A 23481-nucleotide genomic window follows, 5' to 3' on the forward strand; every position below is an offset into this window, starting at 1 on the left:
AATGGACCTCAAGGCGTTTTTCCAGCGACGGCCAGGGGACTACGCCGACACCCAGGCGCTAGGCCAATGCTTGCGGCAGCTGGTCGAGGCCGGTCTCGACCAGCTGCCGTTGCCTGGCAGCGGGCGGACGCTGGAACGGTTCCAGCACTTGGCCGAAGTCGGCGGGCATGACCTGGGGTTGTGCAAGTTGTACGAGGGGCATACCGATGCATTGGCGATCATCCAGCAACTTGGCGGTTCGCCGACGCCCTCCAGCACTTGGGGAATGTGGGCCGCGGAACCGCCGGATGCGCGGGTGCGGGTCAGCCCTCAAGGCTTGATGGTTACATTGAACGGGCGCAAGGCGTGGTGCTCAGGGGCGTCGGTATTGAGCCACGCGCTGCTCACCACCTGGGATGAACAGGATCGCCAGCAATTGGTGGCGGTCGCGCTGGATCAACCGGGCATTACGATTACCGGCCATGGTTGGCAAGCAGTCGGCATGGGCGCAACGGGCAGCATCGACGTGCTGTTTGAGGGCGCCGAAGCCCAGGTCATCGGCAGTCCTGGCGACTATTTGCAGCGCCCGGGCTTCTGGCAAGGCGGGATCGGTATTGCAGCGTGCTGGTATGGCGCTGCGCAAAGCCTGGCCGAGCGCTTGCGCAGGCACTGTGCCCAGCGCGAAGAACCCCATGCCCTCGCCCACCTTGGCGCAGTCGACGGCGCGTTGCATGCGGCGGCCACTGTGTTGCGATTCAGTGCATTGAGCATCGATGCTGCGCCACTAGCGGATGCTGAACTGCTCGCTCGCCGTGCGAGGTCGGTGGTGGAACATGCCGCTGAACACGTGATCCAGCATGTCGGCCATGCCCTCGGTGCCGGCCCTTATTGCAAGGACCGGCAGTTCGCCCGACTGATCGCCGACCTCCCGGTATTCCTGCGGCAAAGCCACGCCGAGCGCGATCTCGCGGCGCTCGGCAAACACGTGATCAAGGGAACATGGACGTTATGAAAGCCAATCCCATCGTTGGACAAGGCACGCCGCTGCACCTGTGGCAAACCTCCCATCACCTGGCGCAGTTACCGGTGATTGACGTGCTCGAACTGGTGCTCGACGGCTCGCGCGCCGTCATCGTTGCCCCGCACCCCGATGATGAAGTGCTCGGCTGCGGCGGCTTCCTGCAATTGCTCGCCGCCGCTGGGCGGCCTTTGCAACTGATCTCGGTTACCGATGGCACCGCCAGCCATCCGGGTTCGCGACGCTGGCCCGTAGATCGGTTGAACTCAGTGCGGCCACAAGAATCCGCCGAAGCATTGCGCCGACTCGGCCTGCCGTTGCACAGCATCAATTGGTTACGCGGTGGATTTGCCGACAGCCATGTCGCGACACGGGAATCTGAACTGACAGATTTTGTCGCCCGTCACCTGCGCCCCAACGATGTTGTGTTCACCACGTGGCGCGAAGATGGCCATTGCGACCATGAGGCGGTCGGACGCGCCTGCGCCGCAGCAGTGCAACGTGTCGGCGCGACGTTGCACGAGTTGCCCGTCTGGACCTGGCACTGGGCAACGCCTGAAGACAGCCTTGTGCCTTGGCACCGAGCGCGAAAGATCCTTCTGGCTCCGCCTCTGGTTGCGCGCAAACGCCATGCGATTCATGCGTTCGCCAGCCAACTGGAAGGCGACCCGCATATCGGTTTGCCGCCGGTGCTGGCGCCCTACGTGATTGATCGTTTGCTGCAACCGTTCGAGGTGGTGTTTCTATGAGTGTCGAGGATCACTATTTCGACGGATTGTTTGCCGGCAGCGACGATCCCTGGGCGTTTCGTCAGCGTTGGTACGAACAGCGCAAACGTGCGATTACCCTCGCTGCATTACCCCGCCCGCGCTACCGCGCGATTTTCGAGCCGGGCTGCGCCAACGGTGAGTTGAGCGCCGAACTGGCCACGCGCTGCGATCGTTTGTTGTGCTGTGACACCGCAGCCGCCGCCGTGGCGCTGGCGCGCACGCGCCTGAGTCTGTTCAACCACGCCGAAGTCCGCCACGGCCGTTTGCCTGGCGATTGGCCGAATGAACAGTTCGACCTGATTGTGCTCAGCGAAGTCGGCTATTACCTCGACGCTGAGGACCTCAAGCATCTGATCGAACAGGCAGCCCAATCGCTGACCGCCGACGGCCAACTGCTGGCCTGTCATTGGCGACCACCCATCGAGGGCTGCCCGCTGAACGCGCGGCAGGTCCATGACTTGTTGCACGAACACCTGCACCTGCCGCGCATGGTCCTGCATCAGGAAGCCGATGTCCTGCTGGAACTCTGGAGCCGCGATGCTCGCTCCGTGGCGGCATTGGAGGGTTTGCGATGATCGGCATCCTGATCCCGGCCCATAACGAGGAAGAGTTACTCGAAGACTGCCTGCGTGCCGCGCTGCACGCCGCGCAGCATGAAATGCTGGGTGGTGAAGCGGTGGAAGTGTTGGTCGTACTCGACAGTTGCACCGATCGATCAGCGGACATCGCCGCCAGTTACCCGGTGCATTGCCTGGAAATCGACGCGCGCAATGTCGGTCAGGCCCGGGCCGTCGGGGCCCTGTTTCTGCTGGAACGCGGAGTGCGCTGGATTTCCTGCTCCGATGCCGACAGTCGGGTCGCCCACGATTGGCTGGTGGAGCAACTATCATTCGATGTCGACGCCGTGTGCGGGACGGTTACTGTGGAGACGTGGGATCAGGCATTCGATGAATCCGCGCAGATTCGCTTTCGCCAGCACTACGAGCACCGCGAGGGCCATCGGCATATCCACGGCGCCAATCTGGGCGTCAGCGCCGATGCGTACCGCCGGGCCGGTGGTTTCGAACCCTTGGCGTGCGATGAAGATGTGCAACTGGTACGGCAACTCGAACGCTGCGGCGCAACCATTGCCTGGAGCCAGCGCCCGCAGGTACTGACCAGTGCGCGCCTGGACAGCCGAGCCCGTGGCGGCTTCGGCGATTACTTGCGCGGCCTGGTGCAGACGGGATAAAAACGTACCGGATCGAACATCCACGCGACGAATAGCCAGACTTGAGCAATACTCTGCTCGCTGCAATCCAGGGTATGGAGCGCAGCACACTGCTATCAATTAGAACAAGGACGTAGCCCGATGAAACCTGTTTCCGTCAGCGACAGTGGCTTGTCAGCCCAGATCTGGAACAACGCGCCTCAGCTCGACAATGTTCCGGTCATCAATACACAGACCCTGGTTCCCCCCGGCGCCCGCGCCGTCGTCATCGCACCGCATCCCGGTGACGAGGTGGTAACGTGCGGCGGTCTCCTGCAATTGCTCAGTGCCTTGGGCCATCCCCTGCAATTGATCTCGATTACCGACGGCAGCGCCAGTCATCCGGGGTCGCAGCAATGGTCGGAGAAACGCCTCAGCGTGTTTCGTCCCCAGGAGAGCGTCGAGGCCCTGCGTCGCCTCGGGTTGCCGATGCACAGCCTGAAGTGGATACGCGGTGGTTTCACCGACAACGCCCTGGCCGAGCGCGAACTGCAATTGACCGAATTCATTGCCCGCTACCTGCGGCCGGGTGACGTGGTGTTCACCACCTGGAGCGCGGACGGTAATGTCGATCATGACGCCGTCGGGCGCGCCAGTGCAGTCGCGGCCGCCAGCGTCGGCGCGTCGTTCAACGAGGTTCCGGTCTGGGCCTGGCACTGGCCGTCGCGCGACAATGGATTAATCCCGTGGCACCGCGCGCGCAAGGTCCGCCTCGACACCTGGACCGTCGCGCGCAAGAGCCATGCTACCCACGCCTACGCCAGCCAGCTCGACGGTGAACCGGCGATCGGCATCGCCCCGCTGCTTCCGCCGGTGCTGCTGGAGCGCATGCGGCTGCCCTATGAGATCGTCTTCGTCTAAACACACCTTTGTAGGAGCCGGCTTGCTGGCGATAGCATTCCAACAGTCACTTCATGTGTTGAATGTTTCACCGCGATCGCCAGCAAGCCGGCTCCTACAAGGTGGCGGGGTGTTCCGGATTGTCGCTTCCCACAAAACGTGTAGGAGCCAGCTTGCTGGCGATAGCGGATTTTCAGGCAATAAAAATGTTGAATGACGGACGCCATCGCCGGCAAGCCGGCTCCTGCAAGGTGCGAAGGCATGGTCAAACTGAACTGCGCGCAACGGCATCAGTCGCATACATAAGCAGCCCCGATTCAGAGGAGCCAATGTGACCAGTGACCCGAAACGCCAGCCCCTCACGCCCGTACCGTTGGACCCGCCGCCGGCGATTCATCGGCTTCGCGTGCTGACGGTCAACACTCACAAGGGTTTTACCGCATTCAACCGGCGTTTCATTCTCCCGGAATTGCGAGAGGCCGTGCGCAGCACCTCGGCGGACCTGGTGTTCCTGCAGGAAGTCGTCGGCGAACACGAACGCCATTCCTCCCGTTTGAACAATTGGCCACAGACCTCGCAATACGAGTTTCTGGCAGACAGCATGTGGAGCGACTTCGCCTACGGACGTAACGCGGTATACCCCGACGGCCATCACGGCAATGCGCTGCTGTCGAAATACCCGATCCGCGAGTATCGCAACCTCGACGTCTCGATCACAGGCCCCGAACGTCGCGGGTTGTTGCATTGCGTACTGGACGTGCCGGGCCACGCCGAAGTCCACGCGATCTGCGTGCACCTGAGCCTGCTGGAAAGCCATCGCCAGTTGCAGCTCCAGTTACTCTGCCAGTTATTGGAGTCCCTGCCGGACGATGCGCCCGTCATTATTGCCGGCGACTTCAACGACTGGCAGCTTCAGGGCAATGCGGCCCTCGCACGCCGCGATTACCTGCACGAAGCGTTCGAACGGCACCATGGCCGCCCCGCAAAAACCTATCCTGCGCGGTTTCCGCTGCTGCGTCTGGACCGGATCTACCTGCGCAACGCCAGCAGCCATGAGCCACGGATACTGGGCAGCAAGCCATGGACGCATCTGTCGGATCATTTGCCGCTGGCGGTGGAGGTCCATCTCTGAGCCGATTGTCGGTCCACCCAAAACCGTAAATGATCGTCAACTTAATCGTTAAACCTGTTATTTGTGACAGTAGCAACGCCTAGAAACTGCTGTTACGTTGCCCTCGTCCGAGTGGCCTTCGTTGCCGAAGGGTCTCGATTATGGATGATTGACACCCCCTTGCCGTCTAGCAACCCGCGCTGCTGAAGGCGTCTGAACTGCCGCTGTTTTCAAGCTGCAGCTCCGTCGTCCATTCGAAAGCGGAGACGAGCATGAGTCTTTCCTGCGATCTGCCCCGGTACCGTTACAGCGCCTGTGCCATTTCGATCTGTTTATGCATCGGCTGGCCTCATTCCTCCAAAGCCGCTTGCACGCTAACTCCAACTGTCGGAAACGATAGTTTTGTCTGCGACAGTGCCAGCAGCGGCCCATTGACCGACTTGTCGGGCAACAACACGCTCACGTTCCCCGCCACTGGCAACGGCACTCTCAGTGGCAACGTGACTTTCGGTGCGGGGGCCGATCGGGTGATCATGGGCTCCGGCAGGATCGTGGGTGTACTTGATCAAGGTGACGGCGCCGACTTTCTACAAATCGACAACGGTCAGATCACCGGTGCCGTGCGCCAGAACAACGGCATCGATACGTTCATCATGAACGGCGGAAGCATTCAGTCGCTGGCTCAGGGCGATGGACTCGATCGGTTCCTGATGACTGGCGGGACGATTGTCGACGCTTTCGAAGATGGCGACATTGCGCGGATGACCGGCGGCACCATCGGTCGTGTCGACATGAAGCTGGATGACAACACCTTCGACCTGTCCGGTGGGCAGATCGTCGGCAATCTGGTGACCGGATTTGGCACCGATACCCTCATCGTTTCCGGCGGCCGGATTGGTGGCAACGTCAGCGTCAGCGGTGGCAACGACAGCATCACAGTGACTGGCGGCGAGATTGCCGGCGAAATCCGCGCCAGCACCGGCAACGACACCTTGTTGTGGAGTGGAGGCGGCATCATCCGTTCAGCCATCCTCATGGGCGATGGCAACGACACTGCCACACTGGCCAATCTCGATGAAAGCACCCTCTCCCTCGTCACGAACGTCGACGGTGGCAGCGGCACAGACCTGCTGACCTTCGATCACAGCACATCCGCCGCTGCCTCGCGGTACACCCAGTGGGAGACGGTCACCCTCAATCGGGGCTCGCGGTTCGATCTGACCGGCAATTTCGTGCTGGGCGACAACATCAGCGGCTCCGGCGTATTCAACATTGATGGCAGCAGCACACTGATATCCACTCAAGGCAGTTTTTCACCGTTTACTGCCAACCAGCGTGTCACGCTGAACAATGCCGGGACCATCGACTTGAGCCGTGGCAACATCCGTACCAATGACACGCTGACCGTACAAGGCAATTACTCGGGCAACGCCGGTCGGTTGCTGTTGCAAAGCACCCTGGATGGAGACAATTCACCCAGCGACAAGCTGGTGGTCAACAACGGTGCGATCACCGGCAGCACTTTGATCAGTGTCAGCAATGTCGGCGGGCTCGGTGGGTTGACGCTTCAGGACGGCATCCAGGTGGTCAGGGCACAGGGCACCACAACGAGCGGCAATGGCGCCTTCGCGATGAAAGAGCCGGTTTCCGCGGGCGCTTACGATTACTTCCTGTTCAGGGGCGGCATTAAACCCGGCACGGAAAACAGCTGGTACCTCCGCTCTGCGGTCGTGGCGCCGGAGGTTTCGACTCTGACCGTTCCGCAAGCCGCGGCCGGCACGCCACCCCTGCCGGTGGCGATTGCCGGGCAGGCGCCCATCCCGCTCTATCGCCCGGAAGTCCCGACCTGGTCGGTGTTGCCGCCGGCAGCCGCGCAACTGAGCCTGATGGCGCTCGGTACGTTTCATGACCGCCAGGGTGATCAGGACCTCCTGAAGGAAACAGGTGCTTTCGGCGCCGGCTGGGGGCGTATCTATGGCAAGAATTTCGACCAGACCTGGGCCGGAACCGTGTCCCCGCGACTCGATGGATCGCTCGACGGTTTCCAGGTCGGCAATGACCTGCTCGGGTCGCAAACCACCGGTGGACAAACCTGGCGCACCGGCCTCTTCGTCGGCCATTCGCACCTGAGAGGTGATGTTGACGGATTTCACCAAGGCTTCGAAGGCAAGCATGCAGGCAAGGTAGAGCTTGAAGGAGACAGCTACGGGCTGTACTGGACGCTCACCGACCCACACGGGTGGTATGTCGACACGGTTGCCATGGGCACACGGCTGGAGGGTGACAATCGCAGTGATCGAGGCGTGAAACTCGACAACCGCGGTCACGCCGTCACGCTCTCCGCCGAGGCCGGTTATCCGTTTGCGGTGACAGGCGACTGGGTCATGGAACCGCAGTTGCAGGTGGTCCACCAGAAGGTTTCCCTCGACAGCCAGGACGATGGCATTTCTCGCGTTTCGTTCGATTCGGACAGCGCCTGGACCGGTCGCCTGGGCGTTCGCCTCAAAGGCCGTTATACCCTCGATGGCCAGCCGCTCGAGCCTTACTTGCGAGCCAACCTCTGGCACACGTTGTCGGGCACCGACACCGTGACATTCGGTACGGATCAAATCGAAACCCGGCAAAAATCCACGTCGGCCGATCTGGGGATTGGCGTGCTGCTGGGGCTCGCACCCGCTGTGAGCATATACGCAGGCGTCGACGTCAACCGCGATATCGATAGCAATTCATTGCGCGGGGTGACGGGGAATGTGGGTGTGCGCATCGGGTGGTAAGACCAGCGACTTAGCGGCAATAACGACAGGAAGACGCGTTTCCTGCCGCTGGAAAACGTCCAGGCCCGAGCACTTACAGGAGCCGTTAGCCTGCTACCAAAAGCCGTCTATCCTGAGGCTTCTGGACGTTTTTTTGTTTAAACAACAACTTAGATCGACGCTATAAATCAGAGACTTGCGAGTCCTAAATTAGCAATACCACTTGTCGGCCATTTTCTTGACGTGCTGCCATCAGTCTTCTTAGCTACACGTTACTACCCCCGAAGTAAACCCGAGGCAACCCCCCAGACACCCGTCAGAACGGGCCGCCAGCGGCTTGCCCCACTCCATTCGGTCGCCCCTCATTCGGGGTAGGAGAGACGCCAGAGCGAGATACCGCATGCGACTGCAAGGTAGACCTCCATGAAAACCTCATTCACCCAACAAGAGATCAAAGTTACTTTTTGCACCGTGTCGAGTTCAATCCTGCTGTGTTCCTCCATGGAGGTACAGGCTTCACCCACCGACGAAGAGGCCACCCCCTGGTACGACCAGCCAGTCCCTGTACTCAGTTTGCCCACTGTCGCTTCAACCTGGCCCGGTCGATTCGGCACCGCCCCGGATTTACGAAGTTCACGCCTGACCACCGAAGACGTCGCGCCTTCCGCCTGGGATCAACTCTACGGTCAGGCAGCCCGCCAGGCTCAAACCGACTATGAATCCCAAGGCTTCACGCAACCCGGTGGCACACAACACAAAGGCCCGGCGATTCTGACCCTGCAAAGTGGTAGCGGTCATACCCAGCAGGTTGGCCTGATCGGCGGCATGAACCAGTTCCAGGGCAACAGCAATGGCCTGCTGACCAGTCGCGCCCTCGCCGACCCCAATACCGACACGCTGAACCTGCAGGGCCAGAGCCTGGGTGCGTACTGGAGTCTGACCGGTCCCCAGGGCTGGCACGTGGATTTGACGGCCAGCGGCGGTCGGGTCAACGGCTTCAGCCGTAACGAACAAGGCGCCCGGCAGGCCACCGAAGGCAGCGCGGTCACTCTCTCCGTAGAAGGCGGTTTCCCGATTGGCCTGAGCGACAACTGGGTCGTTGAACCCCAGGCGCAATTGATCAACCAGCGCATCACCCTGGACACCCCCTATGCAGGCTCGGGCAACGCTTCATCCAGCGACCTGACCTCCTGGAGCGGACGGGTCGGTGCCCGGTTGAAAGGTAGTTACGACATCAACGGCCTCGGGGTAGAACCCTATGTGCGGACCAACTTGTGGCACACGGTCTACACCGGCAACACCGTGACCCTCGATCAGGTCGACAAGATTAGCAGCAGCCGCAACTCGTCGACCGTTGAAGTCGGTCTGGGCCTGGTGGCGCGGGTGACGCCCGCCGTCAGCCTGTATGTCAGCGCCGATTACAGCAGTGATGTGGACGACAACGACCTGAACGGGTTGATCGGGAGTCTGGGCGTGCGGATGCGCTGGTGAAAAAACGGTTTGACCTGTTACTTCTTACAGTAGGCAGGCGCGTGCAGGTCGGGCATTGTGATTTGCAGTCCACTTTGCTCAAGGCCTGCCCGGATGCCTACTGGAGTCTTCGCGAACGCACATGCCGGCACGCCGACGCTTCAGGTGTCGGATGCGCGCGGGCTGATGGTGCGGACCGTGCAGTTTCATCGGCGTGAGGCGGATGATCCGACGGATACGCGGGTGACGGAGCAACGCTACGACGCGGTGGGTCGCTTGCTGGCCAGTCGTGATCCGTATCTGTTTGACCTGGCTCGGACCGATGAGGCGACGCCGTTTAACCTGGCTCAGTTGACCAGCCTATCCGGCGCTGCGTTGTCGACCGACAGCGTCGATGCCGGATGGCGCGTGGCGCTAACGGGGGCGTCAGGTCAGGGGCTGGAAAGCTGGGATGGTCGCGGCAGCCATTTTCTCACCGAGTACGATGCGTTGCTGCGCCCGGTGGCGATTCATGAACAGGGTCATGAAATCCCCACGCACACGCTTGAGCGTTTCACCTATGCCGAGGCGAGTCCCGAGGCTGCCGAGCACAATCTGTGCGGGCAGATATGCCGTCATGATGATCCCGGCGGGACGGAGCATGTTCATGACCTGGGGCTTTCCGGAAATGTACTGAGCCACACCCGACACTTTTTGCTCGCCATCGCTGAACCGGACTGGCCGTTTGAGGTAGCCGAGCGAGATGAGTTGCTCGAACCTGGTGCGGGCGCGACAACGTTGAACGCTTATGTCGCCAACGGTGAGCCGTTGAGCCAGATCGACGCTCTGGGCAATCGCCAGACCTTCGGTTACACCGTTGACGGACAACTGAAAAACACCCGTCTGACCCTGGCCGGCGAGGGGCAAACCGAGAAGCTGCTGGTCAGCGATCTTCACTACAACGCAAACGGCCAGATCGAAGCGGAAACCGCCGGCAACGGCGTCATTACCCGCCACCACTATGATCCGGCCAACGCTCAACTGACCGAACTGAGTGCACACAAAGCCGACGGCACGGCCCTGCAACAGTTGAAGTACCAGTATGACGCCAAGGGTAATGTGTTGAGCATCAAGGATGCCGCGCAACCGATCCGCTACTTCAAAAACCAGCGCATCGAGCCGATCAAAACCTACCGCTACGACACGCTGAATCAGCCTATCGAAGCCACAGGCAGCGAAGCCAGCACCGGTAACGGCGGCCCCGCCCTGCCCGACTTGCAGCCTCTGATACCCGATCCCAACCAGATCGCCAATTACACCCAGACCTTCTATTACGACGCCGGGGGCAATCTATTGAATCTGGTGCACGTAGGCGCACAAGCCCAGGGCCGCACCCTGACCCGTGCCCGTTATAGCAACCGTTGTTTGCCCAAGCTCGATGGTCGGTCCCCGGCCGAACAAAACGTCGACGACGGCTTCGATAACAATGGCAACTTGCATGAATTACAGCCGGGGCAACTACTGAGTTGGGACCTGCGTAACCAACTGCGTGAGGTACACCCCATCGTGCGTGAGCCCGCCGAGGATGATTGCGAGTGCTATGTCTACGATGGCGAAGGCCAGCGGGTGCGCAAGGTTCGAAGCTGGCTGACTAATGCCCGCACGATCAACAGCGAAGTGCGTTACCTCCCCGGCTTGGAAATTCGCACCCACACCGGCACTGGCGAGATCCTCTACGAGATCACCGTCAATGCTGGCAGCAATAGCGTGCGAGTAATGCACTGGGCCTCGAAGCCGCCCGATGAAATTGATCAGGACCAAGTGCGTTACAGCCTCAACGATCAGGTGAAATCCAGCACGATGGAACTGGATCAGCAGGCGAATGTAATCAGCTGGGAATGGTATTACGCCTTCGGTGGAACGGCGCGATGGGCAGGCCGGAATACGATCGAAGCGAAGTACAAAACCGTGCGTTATTCCGGCAAGGAGCGCGACGCAACCGGTCTTTATTACTACGGTTTCCGCTACTACGCGCCGTGGTTGCAACGCTGGATCAACCCGGACCCTGCGGGCCCCATTGATGGCCTCAACTTCTATCGATTCGTTCGCAACAGTCCAATCAACTTTTATGACCCTAATGGATTGTCACCAGAAGGAAGGCTTGCACGAAGAATGTTAAGCGAGACAGACTTCGCAGAGTTTTATGCTCAGGGCCCAGAAAATGCGCTCGGGACGTTAAGAATTATATATCAAGAAGAGCCTCGTGAAACTCTGGAGCTGGCATTAGAAAGAGTTAAAAATTATATGTCACCACCGCAATCAATCCGACAAAATGCTGCCTTACCTGCATCACAAGCCGCAGCCACTCAACAACATTTATCTGAACAGATCAAAAAAGGAATCCATCTATTCTGGGGTACAAACGCCGGGGCCTCATACATCAAAAGCGTATCCCGCAGCTATTTTGAAAACAATCCGGAAGACTTGATAAAATCTGACTTAACCACAGCTAGAAAAGAAGCCTTCAGGGAGCTCAGAAGCAATCTTGGAAATTCGGGGTCGGTAAAAATATCGCAGAAAAGCATTGATGAAAATTACATGCCTGCAGTTAAACTTTTGGAATCCGTCGCTAACGATGAGAAGAAGACAATTGACCTGATTGCATCATCTCTAGGAAATAAAATGACGGGACTCCTGTATCGCGGAACGAAGCTGGAAAAACCCTACAGGCTACAGGTAGGAAGCGTGTTACAAACTGGCATATTTGCAGCATTTACACATAATAAAAAAACTGCCGAAGCCTTTACTGACAAACTTCATGTATCCATAACAACAACCGAAACATTACCAGTTCTATTCGAAATGATTGGGGGCGCATATCGAATCAATCACACTACAGAAGAGGAGGGCCTGGTTAAACCAATGACGCAATTCACTGTCACTGGCATTCGCAGTGTACTCATCAACAATAACTACGTATATAAAGTATCAATCGCGCAAAGGCCTTTTGAGCAAACACGAAATTTCACCTGGATGTAAACCACCGCAAATGAGACCTTCCTCTCGCCAGATCACTCTGAAAAATTTATGCCAGAGTGATCTGACTGGCTGTTTCCCTTCAGCTTCGGTGATAGATCCAGGCATTCGCCAAGATCTGTTAATTCTTGCGTGCATGTCGGGCATTGTGATTTGCCGTCCACTTTGCTCAAGGCCTGCCCCGATGCCTGCTGGAGTCTCCGCCAACGTACAGGCTGGCACGCGGACGCTTCAGGTGTCGGATGCGCGCAGGCTGCTGGTACGCACCGTGCAGTTTCATCGGCGGGAGGCCGAAGATTCGATGGATACGCGGGAGACCAAGCAGCGCTACGACGCGGTGGGTCGCTTGCTGGCCAGTCGTGATCCGTATCTGTTTGACCTGGCTCGGACTGATGAGGCGACGCCGTTTAACCTGGCCCAGGTGACAGGCCTGTCCGGCTCAGTACTGGCGAGTGTCAGCGTGGACGCCGGATGGCGCGTGTCGCTGCTGGGGGGGGGACACGTCAGGGACTGTTTTCGCAAAAAGCACCTTGCCTCTACCGGTCATTATGCAACCCGCAGAAACAAGGCACCACGGAATCAACGACTGCGAATCACCCCTCCGGCCGCAACATCAACACCGCCAACGGCGGCAAATTCAGCACCAGCGACTCCGGCTGCCCATGGCTCGGTTCCGCCTCGGTAAACGCCCCGCCGCTGTTCCCGTAATTCGACCCCGCATATTTCTCCGAATCACTGTTCACCACCTCGGTCCAGCGCCCCGCAAACGGCACGCCAATGCGATAACCCTCGCGCGGTACCGGCGTGAAGTTCGCCACCACCAGCACCGGCCGGCCTTCCCGGCTCCAGCGCAGGAACGCGTAAACGCTGTTGATCGCGTCATCCCCGATCAACCACTGGAACCCTTGCGGTGCATCGTCCTGATCGTGCAGCGCAGGCTCTTCGCGCAACAGCCGGTTGAGGTCGCCGACGAGTTTTTGCACGCCTTTGTGTTCCGAGTACTGCAGCAAATACCAATCCAGTTGCTGGTCGTGATTCCACTCGCGCCACTGGCCGAACTCACAGCCCATGAACAACAGTTTCTTGCCCGGATGCGCCCACATAAACGTCAGGTAAGCCCGCAGGTTGGCGAATTTCTGCCAGCGGTCGCCGGGCATCTTGTCGATCAGCGAGTGTTTGCCGTGGACCACTTCGTCATGGGAGATCGGCAGGATGAAACGCTCGGACCAGGCGTACACCAGGCCAAAACTCAGCTCGTTGTGGTGATGCGCGCGGTACACCGGGTCCTGCTGGATGTAATGCAACGAATCGTGCATCCAGCCCATGTTCCATTTGTAATCGAACCCCAGGCCGCCCTGTTGCGTGCTCTGGCTGACGCCCGGCCACGCGGTGGACTCCTCGGCGATCACCAGCGCGCCGGGGGCTTCGAGGTTGACCACGTCGTTGAGGTGCCGGAGGAAGTCGATCGCTTCGAGGTTTTCCCGACCGCCGTGACGGTTCGGCACCCATTCGCCGGCCTTGCGCGAATAGTCGCGGTACAGCATCGAGGCCACGGCATCGACGCGCAGGCCATCGACGTGGAAATGCTTGAGCCAGTGCAGCGCCGAGGCCAGCATGTAGCCGTGCACTTCGGTGCGGCCGAGGTTGTAGATCAGCGTGTCCCAATCCTGATGGAACCCTTCCTGCGGATTGCCATATTCGTACAGCGCGGTGCCGTCGAATTGTGCCAGTCCATGGACGTCGGTGGGGAAATGCGCGGGCACCCAGTCAAGGATGACGCCGATGTCGGCCAGGTGGCACGCGTTGACGAACGCGGCGAAATCATCCGGCGAACCGTAGCGCGCACTCGGGGCGAATTGCGACAGCAGTTGATAGCCCCAGGAACCGCCGAACGGGTGTTCCATGATCGGCATCAGTTCGATGTGGGTGAAACCCAGCTCCTTCACGTACGGAATCAACCGTTCGCCCAGTTCGTGCCAGGTGTACTGGCGGGCCACTTCACCGAGATCATCCAGCTCGCACTGCCAGGAACCGGCGTGCAATTCGTAGATCGTCAACGGCGCATGCGGGCCGGAACGCTCGACCCGCGCCTGCATCCACTCGTGATCCTGCCAATCGATGTTCAACGGCGAGGCGACTTTCGACGCGGTGTCCGGCGGCATTGAAGTGGCCAGGGCCATCGGGTCGGCTTTCAGCGGAAGAATGCCGTGGGCACCCAGAATTTCGTATTTGTACGCTTCCCCGGCTTGCATCCGTGGAATGAACAACTCCCACACGCCAGTGGGATGACGCAGGCGCATCGGATGCCGGCGGCCGTCCCAGTTGTTGAAGTCGCCAACCACCGAGACCCGTTTGGCATTCGGTGCCCAAACGGCGAAACGCACGCCGTCCACGCCATCGACGTTTTTCAGCTGCGCACCGAGGCAACTGCTGAGGTCGCGGTGATTGCCTTCGGCGAACAGGTACAAGTCCATCTCGCCAAGCAACGGGCCGAAACTGTAAGGATCTTCGGAAACCTGCTCGCCGCCGGCCCAGCGCGTGCGCAGCACATAGGGCTGCGCGCGGTCGAAATGCCCCACAAAAAGACCGGGCGTCTCAGTGGCTTCCAGCGCGCCGAGTTCTTCTGCGGAATCCTTGCTCAGGACCTGCACGCTCAATGCGTCAGGCAGGTAAGCCCGGATGAATTGCCCGCCGGCGTCGTCGCCATGGGGGCCGAGAATTGCAAAGGGGTCGTGATGCTCGGCGCGTACCAGCGCGTCGATGTCCCGCGATCTGGGTAGTAACGCTTCTTTAGCGTGACCCTGTTCCTTGTTCGAGAAACTCATGACTACTCTCCACCAAGATCGGAAAAGGGTTTAAGCCCACTCAATAATCCATATAAACCGTGCAACGGCACGGGTAGCCAGGTTGGCCGGTTCTCCGCCTCATAAGCCACCTCGTACGCCGCTTTCTCCAGGCCGAACAACGCCAGTGCGGCGTCCTCGCCTTCCGGATCTTGCCACGCATGAGCAAGACTAGCTGCCGCCAGCCGATAAGCGTCGACAAATGCCTGTTTCGCTTCAATTAAGTAGCGTTCGGACACTCGCTGCCGCGCGGCCTGGGCATCGGCGGTGTTATCGACGTTGTGCACGTTGATCGCCATCGCCGCCGCATAGTCGAAGGATCGCAGCACACCGCTGACGTCCTTGTACGGGCTGTGCTTTCCGCGTCGTTCGGACAATGGCCGCGCCGGTTCGCCTTCGAAATCGATCAGGTACGCATCGCCCTTGATCACCAGCACTTGTCCGAGGTGCAAATCGCCATGCACGCGAATCCGCAAGCCACCGGCCGCCTTTTTGCCCAGTGCCTGGACATGACTGAGGATGGCTTTCTTGTTGTCCAGTAAACGAGTGACCAGGGTTTGGTCCGCCGGGTTCAGTTCGTTTTGATGCTGTTTGAGCAACGCCAGCGCATGTTCCACCTGCGACGCGACGTCCTTGGCCGAGGCCAGGGCGTCTTTTTGCGAGGTGACTTGCGGAGCGAAGTCCGGGTTGTCGGTGGGCGCCGCCAGTACCTGATGCATTTCCCCCAGGCGCTGGCCGAGCATGCCGGCGAAGTCGCGCAGCTCGCCGAGGGCGTTGTAATGCTGCTCCTGCTCGGACATGGCATCGGCCAACTCGTCGCGCAATGCCCGTTCGAGGTTGTTCTGCGTCCATTCCCAGGCATCGCCCTGATTGCTCAAAAAGCCTTGGGCGATCATCAGCAGGTTGTCTTCGCCCTGGGCATCACGGCGCACCACCGACCCCAGCAACGGCGAGATATTGGCGAAGCCTGCACCGGTCAGGTAAGCGCTCATCTCCAGTTCCGGGTGCACACCCGAGGCAACCTTGCGGATCAGTTTCAGCACCAGGCTTTTGCCGATCACCACGGAGCTGTTGGATTGTTCCGCAGAGAGGTAGCGCACTTCCGATTCTGCTCCCAGGCCCAGCCTGGCCAATTCGGCGGTGGGCTCGAAACGGATCTCGCCGCCATCGGAAGGCAACACCCTGTTCTCCTGCATGCCTTGCAGCACGGCGCGAATGAAGTGTTCGAGGCTGAAAGCATCGGTGATCAACCCCACCTGCGGCCCGCGCCGCACGCGGGACAATGCCAGTTGCTGGGGCAACGCCGGGCCGACCTGATCGTCAGCAATGAAACCGAACGGCAGCTGATAACGACTGGTCTGGCCGCCGCTGGTGACTTCGATTTCACTCAGCAGCACCGGATGCTGCGCATCGCCGAAACGCACGCCGTAGGCCAGGTTGACCTTGTCGATCGCCGCGTCCTTGCCCGCGAACCAGCGCCGGTTCTGTAACCAGTTTGGCAGGATGGTCTGCTCCAGCGTGGGACGGGACGGCGCTTCGAGCAGTTCTTCCATGCGTTTTTTCAGCACCAGGGTGGTGAAGTCCGGCAGGCTTTGCGCCGGTTCTACGTGCCAGCTAGGCATTTGATTCTCCGCAGCAAGTCCGAACCAATAGAAGCCGTACGGCGCCAGGGTCAGGAGGAAATTCAGCTGGCCGATCGGCGGGAAGGCGTTACCGCCGAGCATCTCCACCGGTACCATGCCGACATAGGCCGACAGATCCAGCTCGGCCGCTTGCGCACTGCGCGACACATTGGCTACGCACAGGATGATTTCGTGTTTGCCGTCCGCCCCGGTGTACTCACGGGTGTAGGCCAGAATTCGACGGTTACTTGGCGAGAGCATTTTCAGGGTGCCGCGACCGAACGCCTTGGATTGCTTGCGCACCGCGAGCATGCGTCGGGTCCAGTTCAGCAACGAATGCGGGTCGCCGGCCTGGGTTTCGACGTTGACCGACAGGTAACCGTATTGCGGGTCCATGATCGGCGGCAGCACCAGGCTCGCCGGATCGGCGCGGGAAAAACCGCCGTTACGGTCGATCGACCATTGCATCGGCGTGCGCACGCCATCGCGGTCGCCGAGGTAGATGTTGTCGCCCATGCCGATCTCATCGCCGTAGTACATCGTCGGCGTGCCGGGCATCGACAGCAGCAGGCTGTTGAGCAGTTCCACACGGCGCCGGTCGCGCTCCATCAACGGCGCGAGCCGCCGGCGAATCCCCAGGTTGATCCGCGCCCGACGGTCGGCCGCGTAGTAATTCCACAGGTAGTCGCGCTCCTTGTCGGTGACCATTTCCAGGGTCAGCTCATCGTGGTTGCGCAGGAAGATCGCCCACTGACAGTTGGCCGGAATTTCCGGGGTCTGGCGCAGGATATCGGTGATCGGAAAGCGGTCTTCCTGGGCCAGCGCCATGTACATGCGCGGCATCAGCGGGAAGTGAAAGGCCATGTGGCACTCATCGCCGTTCAGGCCCTTTTTATCGGTATCGCCAAAGTACAGCTGGGTGTCCTCCGGCCATTGGTTGGCTTCGGCCAGCAGCATGCGGTCGGGATAATTGGCGTCGATCTCGGCGCGGATCTGCTTGAGGACGTCGTGGGTCTCGGGCAGGTTTTCGTTGTTGGTGCCGTCCCGTTCGATCAGGTACGGAATCGCATCCAGGCGCAAGCCGTCGATGCCCATGTCGAGCCAGTAGCGCATGACGGACAGCACGGCCTTCATGACTTGCGGGTTATCGAAATTCAGGTCCGGCTGGTGCGAATAGAAACGGTGCCAGAAGTACTGGCCAGCGACCGGATCCCAGGTCCAGTTGGACTTTTCGGTGTCCAGAAAAATGATACGGGTGCCGTCGTATTTCTGGTCGTCGTCGGACCACACGTAAAAGTCCCGCGCCGCCGAGCCGGGCTTGGCCTTGCGCGCACGCTGGAACCAGGCGTGCTGGTCGGAGGTGTGGTTGATCACCAGCTCGGTGATGACCCGCAGACCGCGCTTGTGCGCCTCGGAAATGAAACGTTTGGCGTCGGCCATGGTGCCGTAATCCGGATGCACGCCACGGTATTCGGCGATGTCATAACCGTCATCGCGCCGGGGCGACGGGTAAAACGGCAGTAGCCAGATGGTGTTGACGCCGAGGTCGGCAATGTAATCGAGTTTGGCGATAAGGCCGGTAAAGTCGCCGATCCCGTCGTTGTTTGAGTCGAAAAACGATTTGACGTGAACCTGGTAGATCACCGCGTCCTTGTACCAGAGCGGGTCCTTGATAAAGGTGGCAGCCGTGGGTTTCTTCGCCATTTGAAACTCCTGTCTAATTCGAAAAAGCCACTTCCAGCACGACGTTCTAAATGTGGGAGCGAGCCTGCTCGCGATAGCGGTGCGTCATAAACATGGATGTCGACTGACACGCCCCTTCGCGAGCAGGCTCGCTCCTACAGGGGCTCGCGTTTAGACGGTGATGCGCCAGATGCCGAACGGCTGATGCGCCGGGTCGATCCGCATGAACTGGTACTTGCCGTGCCACGTCCAGCGATGCCCGTTCATCAAATCCTCACCCTGGGTACTGGCGTCATCGGGCAAGCCCATTTCCCACAGCGGCAACTCGAAATTCGCCTCCTGCACGTTATGCGGATCAAGGCTGACCGCCACCAGAATGAAGTTGCTGCCATCCTCGCTGCGTTTGCCGAAGTACAGAATGTTGTCGTTCCAGGCGTTGTAGATCCGCAGCCCCAGATGCGTGTGCAAGGCCGGGTTCTGCCGGCGAATGCGGTTGAGCTGGGCGATCTCGGCAATGATGTTGCCCGGCGCCGTGAAGTCCCGGGGGCGGATTTCGTACTTCTCGGAGTTGAGGTATTCCTCCTTGCCCGGCACCGGCGCGGCTTCGCACAGTTCAAAACCGGAATACATGCCCCACAGGCCGGAACCCATGGTCGCCAGCGCGGCGCGGATAAGGAAACCGGCGCGCCCGGACTCATGCAGAAACGCCGGGTTGATGTCCGGGGTATTGACGAAAAAGTTCGGTCGGTAGCATTCGCGCCACGGCGATTCATTGAGTTCGCTGAAGTAAGTGGCCAGCTCGTGCTTGGTGTTGCGCCAGGTGAAATAGGTGTAGCTCTGGGAATAACCGACCTTGCCCAGGCGCGCCATCATCGCCGGCGTGGTGAACGCCTCGGCGAGGAAGATCACTTCCGGGTACAACGCCCGCACATCGGCGATCAGCCACTGCCAGAACGGCAATGGCTTGGTGTGCGGGTTGTCGACGCGAAAGATCTTCACGCCCTCCTCGACCCAGCCGACCACGATGTCGCGCAGTTCCACCCAGAGGCTGGGAATCGCCTCGGCGGCATAGAAGTCGACGTTGACGATGTCCTGGTATTTTTTCGGCGGGTTCTCGGCGTACTTGATCGTGCCGTCCGGCCGCCAGTTGAACCAGCCCGGATGTTGCTGCAGCCACGGGTGATCCTGAGAACACTGGATGGCGAAGTCGAGGGCGATTTCCAGGCCATGCTCAGCCGCTGCCGCCACCAGTCGCCGGAAGTCTTCGCGGGTGCCCAGCTGCGAGTGAATCGCCTCGTGGCCACCCTCCTCGCTGCCGATGGCATACGGGCTGCCCGGATCATCGGGGCCGGCCGTGAGGGAGTTGTTCGGGCCTTTACGGTAGCTGCGGCCGATCGGGTGGATCGGCGGGAAATACAGTACGTCGAAACCCATGTCCTGAATCATCGGCAGGCGCGAGTGCACATCGTTGAACGTGCCGTGACGGGCCGGATCGTCGGTGATCGAGCGGGGAAACAGCTCATACCAGCTGGCGAACTGCGCGAGTTCACGTTCGACGTCCAATGGGTATTCGGGACTGAGGCTTAAATAGGCGCGGTGATCGGCCTGGGTCATCAGTTCGGCGCTGCGCTGGTGCAGAAACAACGCGACTTGCTCGATTTCGAGCAGGCCGGCCAATTCATGGTGCAGCGCAGTAAGCGCTTCGCTCAGCGGGCCATCGGTACGTTCGGCCGCTTGCTGAACCAGGTTTCGTCCTTCCTGCAACTCAAGGCTCACCGGCACTCTGGCCGTGTGCTTTTTCTCCAGTTCGTAGCAGAAACTGGCGAACTGATCGATCCAGGCCTCGATGCAGAACACGTAACGGCCCTGGCGATGAACACGAAACTGGCCTTGATAGCCGTTATTGCCCAACTCCCCCATCACAGCGCTTTGCCAGGCCTCATCACCTTCTGCACGCCAGCGCACACGCACGGCCAGTTTGTCGTGGCCGTCGGCGAAGACCTTGCTGGTAACCACAACGTCCTGCCCGGTGACGGCTTTAACGGCGAACTGCCCACCGTCGAGGGTCGGCATGGTGTTTTCGATGGCGATACGCGGTAGCAGCAAGGCTTGCGAAAGCGGCATATGAGGGTTGTAGTTCAGCTCTGTCGGTTTTTCGGCAGTCATCGAGCATCTCTCCTTTACGCCCCATGGACGCTCATGTGCAGGGTCGTCATTCGCACAAGGCCAGCGGCCCCGGAATGAACTCACTTAGGTTCCGAGCGACCGGCCTCGGTAAAAGTTCAGGTGAATTTGCCTGCATCTGCAGTGGAATCAAATCCGGTGCGCAGTGGTCAACCCACTTAAGCACGACTTACGCCATGTGCCACTGGAGGCTTCAACGATGAGTATTCCAATCCCGGCGAAAACGCCCGATCCGAACATCGACCAACCGACCATACCGCCGACCGAACCGCAGCCGGTGCCCGAGCAGGAGCCGCCAGGCACCACCCCACCGCCTCGGGAAGATCCGCCGGAAACGATGCCGCCGGTGATCGTCAGTTCCTGAACCCCTCCCCCTGTAGGAGCGAGCTTGCTCGCGAAAAACCTGAGATCGCCTCGTCTAACCAGGCATCCAGCGTTATCGTTGACGACCATCGCGAGCAGGCTCGCTCCTACAGTTGATCTTTGTCCTTATCCAGCATCTTCACGATCCTCGGCATCACGCTGAAGATCGCCAACGCCAGCAGCGTACTGAACACCGCCGTCGCCTCACGCCCCAACCCGGCAGACACACCGATGGCCGCTGTCATCCACAACCCGGCTGCGGTGGTCAGTCCTTTCACATGACCTTCGTCGCCTTCCTGGTTTTTCAGAATGGTCCCCGCACCAAGGAAGCCGATCCCGGCGATCACCCCTTGCACCACCCGGCTCATGGCATCCGCCTGGGACCCGGACATCTGTGGCACCAGCACAAACAATGCGGCCCCCAGCGCCACCAGCATGTGCGTGCGCACGCCAGCGGCCTTGCCCTTTTGTTCGCGCTCGAAACCGAGAATCCCGCCCAGCACGGCCGCTATCACCAATCTGACGGTAATTCGTGTCAGTTGTGAGGCGTCACCGATGTCGGCGAACTCCGCTTGCAGCGTCACCCAAACCTCATGCCACCAGGCGTTCATGGAGCAATCCTTGTAATTGATGATTAAACGATGGACCGCGCCGACCATTAATCGGTTGCACAGAACGATCGCCGCCCGCTGTGCCCTAACGCTGCAGAACCCGCAGAAAAAAGGACAACCCCATGACTGTGCGCATTCAAAATGAAACCTGCTTTTTCACCACCGAAAACGGCGAGGAAATTCGCCTGGGCCCGGACGTCACCATCTTCACTGACGGCGAAAAAGCCATGTCATTCGTGGATATCAATGGCACGCGGTTGTACATCACCGAAGCAGAAGCCGATGCATTGACCGTAGCAGGTGCGGTGGACGGTCGCCGGCATTTGAAGGCCACTGACAGTGATTCGGTGATTTGACTGACCCGGATCAACATCGGCCGCGGGCGCCTGTAATAGGCGTCCGCGGCCTGTTTTCTCAGGTGCTTCAAGTTGTCGCAGGTGGCGACTCAATGCTCATCTGATCCGCTTTTTATTGCGATACCTGAGTCTGTTATGCAAACAGATCGACGCTCATAGTTGCCCGGCCTGATGGAGGCTGATGAGCGAAAGACCATGAGCGAACGAATCCCCGTCCGAACCGTAGAAACATTCGAACCTTCACGCCCAAAGATGAAGGTCAAATCCAGCGACAACCTGATCCACACCCGCAGCTTCACCGGCCTGTTCCGCACCCTGCGCATGAGCGGCGCGGGATTTCTGTTTGTGCTGTTTTTCGGCACGGTCTGGTTGAACTGGGGCGGTCGCCAGGCAGTGCTCTGGGACCTTTCCGAAAGCAAATTCCACATCTTCGGCGCGACCTTCTGGCCCCAGGATTTCATCCTGCTCTCGGCGCTGCTGATCATCGCCGCGTTCGGCCTGTTTGCGATCACCGTGTTCGCCGGGCGCGTATGGTGCGGCTACACCTGCCCGCAGAGTTCCTGGACCTGGATCTTCATGTGGTGCGAGAAGATCACCGAAGGCGAACGCAACCAGCGGATCAAGCTGCAAGCGGCGCCCTGGGGACTGAACAAGCTGATGCGCCGTACCGCCAAGCACACCTTGTGGTTGGCGATCAGTCTGTTGACCGGCCTGACCTTCGTCGGCTACTTCACGCCGATCCGCCCGCTGGCCGAAGAGTTGCTGACCTTGCAGATCGGCGGGGTCAGCCTGTTCTGGGTGCTGTTCTTCACCGGCGCCACCTACATCAATGCCGGTTGGTTGCGTGAAGCGGTGTGCATGCATATGTGCCCGTATGCGCGGTTCCAGAGTGTGATGTTCGACAAGGACACCCTGACCATTTCCTACGACGTCGCCCGTGGCGAAAACCGGGGGCCGCGTAAACGCGAGGTGAAACCTGCCGAAGTCGGCCTCGGTGATTGCATCGATTGTCAGCTCTGCGTACAGGTATGCCCGACCGGCATCGACATCCGTGACGGCCTGCAAATGGAATGCATCGGGTGCGCCGCGTGCATCGATGCCTGTGATTCGATCATGGACAAAATGGGCTATGACCGGGGCCTGATCAGCTACACCTCGGAGCATCAGTTGCAAGGTGGCAAGACCCACCTGCTACGACCACGGCTGATCGGCTACACCGCCGTGCTGCTGGTGATGATCGGCGCGCTGGTGCTGGCCCTCGTCGAGCGGCCGATGGTCTCGCTGGACGTCAGCAAGGACCGCGGCCTGTTCCGTGAGAACAGCCTGGGGCAGATCGAAAACATCTACAGCCTGAAGGTCATCAACAAGACCCAGCAACGTCAGGATTACCGCCTGACCCTGGTCGATGGCGACGGCTTCCAGCTGCAAGGCAAGACCGAACTGAGCCTGGCCCCCGGCGAGATTGTCGACGTGCCGGTGTCGGTGGCCATGACCAGCGAACGGCCGAGCAGCAGCTCGCAGGGCATCACGTTCAGGATTGTCGACAGTGATGAGCCGGAGATTTACAGCGTCGCGAACAGCCGGTTTGTTGCGCCGATGAACCGTTAAGGCTTT

Annotated in this window: 16 protein-coding genes; 12 read left to right on the forward strand and 4 right to left on the reverse strand. The window is 59.9% G+C overall.

What is annotated here, in order from left to right:
• Position 1: 1 nt before the first annotated feature.
• The 9 genes from ACF6ZU_RS27960 (at position 2) to ACF6ZU_RS28000 (ending at position 12208) form a co-directional block, all read left to right on the forward strand.
• Positions 2 to 991, forward strand: a complete 990-nt coding sequence (locus tag ACF6ZU_RS27960) for an acyl-CoA dehydrogenase (RefSeq protein ID WP_392893950.1) — start codon at positions 2 to 4, stop codon at positions 989 to 991.
• Entirely contained in the window at positions 988 to 1746 is a 759-nt protein-coding gene (locus tag ACF6ZU_RS27965) for a PIG-L deacetylase family protein (protein WP_392889006.1), read from the forward strand. Before ACF6ZU_RS27960 ends, ACF6ZU_RS27965 begins: the two co-directional genes overlap by 4 nt.
• On the forward strand, positions 1743 to 2342 hold the full coding sequence (locus ACF6ZU_RS27970) for an SAM-dependent methyltransferase (RefSeq protein WP_392889008.1): 600 nt from the start codon (positions 1743 to 1745) through the stop codon (positions 2340 to 2342). Before ACF6ZU_RS27965 ends, ACF6ZU_RS27970 begins: the two co-directional genes overlap by 4 nt.
• Positions 2339 to 2998: a glycosyltransferase gene (locus ACF6ZU_RS27975; protein ID WP_392889010.1), complete on the forward strand. Its 660-nt coding sequence runs from the start codon at positions 2339 to 2341 to the stop codon at positions 2996 to 2998. The genes ACF6ZU_RS27970 and ACF6ZU_RS27975 overlap by 4 nt, the downstream gene beginning before the upstream one ends.
• A gap of 120 nt (positions 2999 to 3118) precedes the next feature.
• Positions 3119 to 3877: a PIG-L deacetylase family protein gene (locus ACF6ZU_RS27980; RefSeq protein WP_392889012.1), complete on the forward strand. Its 759-nt coding sequence runs from the start codon at positions 3119 to 3121 to the stop codon at positions 3875 to 3877.
• Positions 3878 to 4187: 310 nt separating this feature from the next.
• Positions 4188 to 4988 carry an endonuclease/exonuclease/phosphatase family protein gene (locus ACF6ZU_RS27985; protein WP_392889014.1) on the forward strand — a complete coding sequence of 267 codons (801 nt, stop codon included), beginning with the start codon at positions 4188 to 4190 and terminating at the stop codon, positions 4986 to 4988.
• A 251-nt stretch (positions 4989 to 5239) separates the two neighbouring features.
• The gene (locus ACF6ZU_RS27990) at positions 5240 to 7741 is read left to right on the forward strand and encodes an autotransporter outer membrane beta-barrel domain-containing protein (RefSeq protein ID WP_392889015.1); all 2502 of its coding nucleotides are present in this window, start codon (positions 5240 to 5242) and stop codon (positions 7739 to 7741) included.
• Between the two features lie 402 nt (positions 7742 to 8143).
• The gene (locus ACF6ZU_RS27995) at positions 8144 to 9211 is read left to right on the forward strand and encodes an autotransporter domain-containing protein (protein ID WP_392889017.1); all 1068 of its coding nucleotides are present in this window, start codon (positions 8144 to 8146) and stop codon (positions 9209 to 9211) included.
• 93 nt (positions 9212 to 9304) lie between these two features.
• On the forward strand, positions 9305 to 12208 hold the full coding sequence (locus ACF6ZU_RS28000; protein WP_392889019.1) for an RHS repeat-associated core domain-containing protein: 2904 nt from the start codon (positions 9305 to 9307) through the stop codon (positions 12206 to 12208).
• Positions 12209 to 12798: 590 nt separating this feature from the next.
• Here ACF6ZU_RS28000 and glgB read toward each other — a convergent pair.
• From glgB to ACF6ZU_RS28015, 3 genes are all read right to left on the reverse strand, one after another.
• Positions 12799 to 15030, reverse strand: coding sequence for a 1,4-alpha-glucan branching protein GlgB (gene glgB / locus ACF6ZU_RS28005; protein WP_392889021.1), 2232 nt, complete (start codon positions 15028 to 15030; stop codon positions 12799 to 12801).
• Positions 15031 to 15032: 2 nt separating this feature from the next.
• The gene (treS, locus tag ACF6ZU_RS28010; protein ID WP_392889023.1) at positions 15033 to 18374 is read right to left on the reverse strand and encodes a maltose alpha-D-glucosyltransferase; all 3342 of its coding nucleotides are present in this window, start codon (positions 18372 to 18374) and stop codon (positions 15033 to 15035) included.
• 150 nt (positions 18375 to 18524) lie between these two features.
• The gene (locus tag ACF6ZU_RS28015; protein ID WP_392889025.1) at positions 18525 to 20519 is read right to left on the reverse strand and encodes an alpha-1,4-glucan--maltose-1-phosphate maltosyltransferase; all 1995 of its coding nucleotides are present in this window, start codon (positions 20517 to 20519) and stop codon (positions 18525 to 18527) included.
• A 217-nt stretch (positions 20520 to 20736) separates the two neighbouring features.
• Here ACF6ZU_RS28015 and ACF6ZU_RS28020 point away from each other — a divergent pair, with 217 nt between their 5' ends.
• The gene (locus tag ACF6ZU_RS28020; RefSeq protein ID WP_392889027.1) at positions 20737 to 20901 is read left to right on the forward strand and encodes a hypothetical protein; all 165 of its coding nucleotides are present in this window, start codon (positions 20737 to 20739) and stop codon (positions 20899 to 20901) included.
• Positions 20902 to 21007: 106 nt separating this feature from the next.
• Here ACF6ZU_RS28020 and ACF6ZU_RS28025 read toward each other — a convergent pair whose 3' ends face one another.
• Positions 21008 to 21511 carry an MgtC/SapB family protein gene (locus ACF6ZU_RS28025; protein ID WP_392889029.1) on the reverse strand — a complete coding sequence of 168 codons (504 nt, stop codon included), beginning with the start codon at positions 21509 to 21511 and terminating at the stop codon, positions 21008 to 21010.
• 122 nt (positions 21512 to 21633) lie between these two features.
• Between ACF6ZU_RS28025 and ACF6ZU_RS28030 the strand changes: the two genes are divergently transcribed.
• Both ACF6ZU_RS28030 and ccoG read left to right on the forward strand, forming a co-directional pair.
• The gene (locus ACF6ZU_RS28030) at positions 21634 to 21867 is read left to right on the forward strand and encodes a DUF3203 family protein (RefSeq protein ID WP_392889031.1); all 234 of its coding nucleotides are present in this window, start codon (positions 21634 to 21636) and stop codon (positions 21865 to 21867) included.
• Between the two features lie 195 nt (positions 21868 to 22062).
• Positions 22063 to 23475, forward strand: coding sequence for a cytochrome c oxidase accessory protein CcoG (ccoG, locus tag ACF6ZU_RS28035; protein WP_392889033.1), 1413 nt, complete (start codon positions 22063 to 22065; stop codon positions 23473 to 23475).
• Positions 23476 to 23481: the final 6 nt, after the last annotated feature.

This window comes from Pseudomonas migulae (assembly GCF_043225285.1).
Taxonomy (GTDB): domain Bacteria; phylum Pseudomonadota; class Gammaproteobacteria; order Pseudomonadales; family Pseudomonadaceae; genus Aquipseudomonas; species Aquipseudomonas migulae_C.

Excerpts from the sequence above, each read along its gene's own strand:
- ccoG (WP_392889033.1), top strand. The coding sequence starts at position 22,063 with ATGAGCGAACGAATCCCCGTCCGAACCGTAGAAACATTCGAACCTTCA.
- glgB (WP_392889021.1), bottom strand. The coding sequence starts at position 15,030 with ATGAGTTTCTCGAACAAGGAACAGGGTCACGCTAAAGAAGCGTTACTA.
- ACF6ZU_RS27965 (WP_392889006.1), top strand. The coding sequence starts at position 988 with ATGAAAGCCAATCCCATCGTTGGACAAGGCACGCCGCTGCACCTGTGG.
- ACF6ZU_RS27960 (WP_392893950.1), top strand. The coding sequence starts at position 2 with ATGGACCTCAAGGCGTTTTTCCAGCGACGGCCAGGGGACTACGCCGAC.
- ACF6ZU_RS28015 (WP_392889025.1), bottom strand. The coding sequence starts at position 20,519 with ATGACTGCCGAAAAACCGACAGAGCTGAACTACAACCCTCATATGCCG.
- ACF6ZU_RS28020 (WP_392889027.1), top strand. The coding sequence starts at position 20,737 with ATGAGTATTCCAATCCCGGCGAAAACGCCCGATCCGAACATCGACCAA.
- ACF6ZU_RS27975 (WP_392889010.1), top strand. The coding sequence starts at position 2,339 with ATGATCGGCATCCTGATCCCGGCCCATAACGAGGAAGAGTTACTCGAA.
- ACF6ZU_RS28025 (WP_392889029.1), bottom strand. The coding sequence starts at position 21,511 with ATGAACGCCTGGTGGCATGAGGTTTGGGTGACGCTGCAAGCGGAGTTC.
- ACF6ZU_RS28030 (WP_392889031.1), top strand. The coding sequence starts at position 21,634 with ATGACTGTGCGCATTCAAAATGAAACCTGCTTTTTCACCACCGAAAAC.
- treS (WP_392889023.1), bottom strand. The coding sequence starts at position 18,374 with ATGGCGAAGAAACCCACGGCTGCCACCTTTATCAAGGACCCGCTCTGG.
- ACF6ZU_RS27970 (WP_392889008.1), top strand. The coding sequence starts at position 1,743 with ATGAGTGTCGAGGATCACTATTTCGACGGATTGTTTGCCGGCAGCGAC.
- ACF6ZU_RS27980 (WP_392889012.1), top strand. The coding sequence starts at position 3,119 with ATGAAACCTGTTTCCGTCAGCGACAGTGGCTTGTCAGCCCAGATCTGG.
- ACF6ZU_RS27995 (WP_392889017.1), top strand. The coding sequence starts at position 8,144 with ATGAAAACCTCATTCACCCAACAAGAGATCAAAGTTACTTTTTGCACC.
- ACF6ZU_RS27990 (WP_392889015.1), top strand. The coding sequence starts at position 5,240 with ATGAGTCTTTCCTGCGATCTGCCCCGGTACCGTTACAGCGCCTGTGCC.
- ACF6ZU_RS28000 (WP_392889019.1), top strand. The coding sequence starts at position 9,305 with ATGCCTACTGGAGTCTTCGCGAACGCACATGCCGGCACGCCGACGCTT.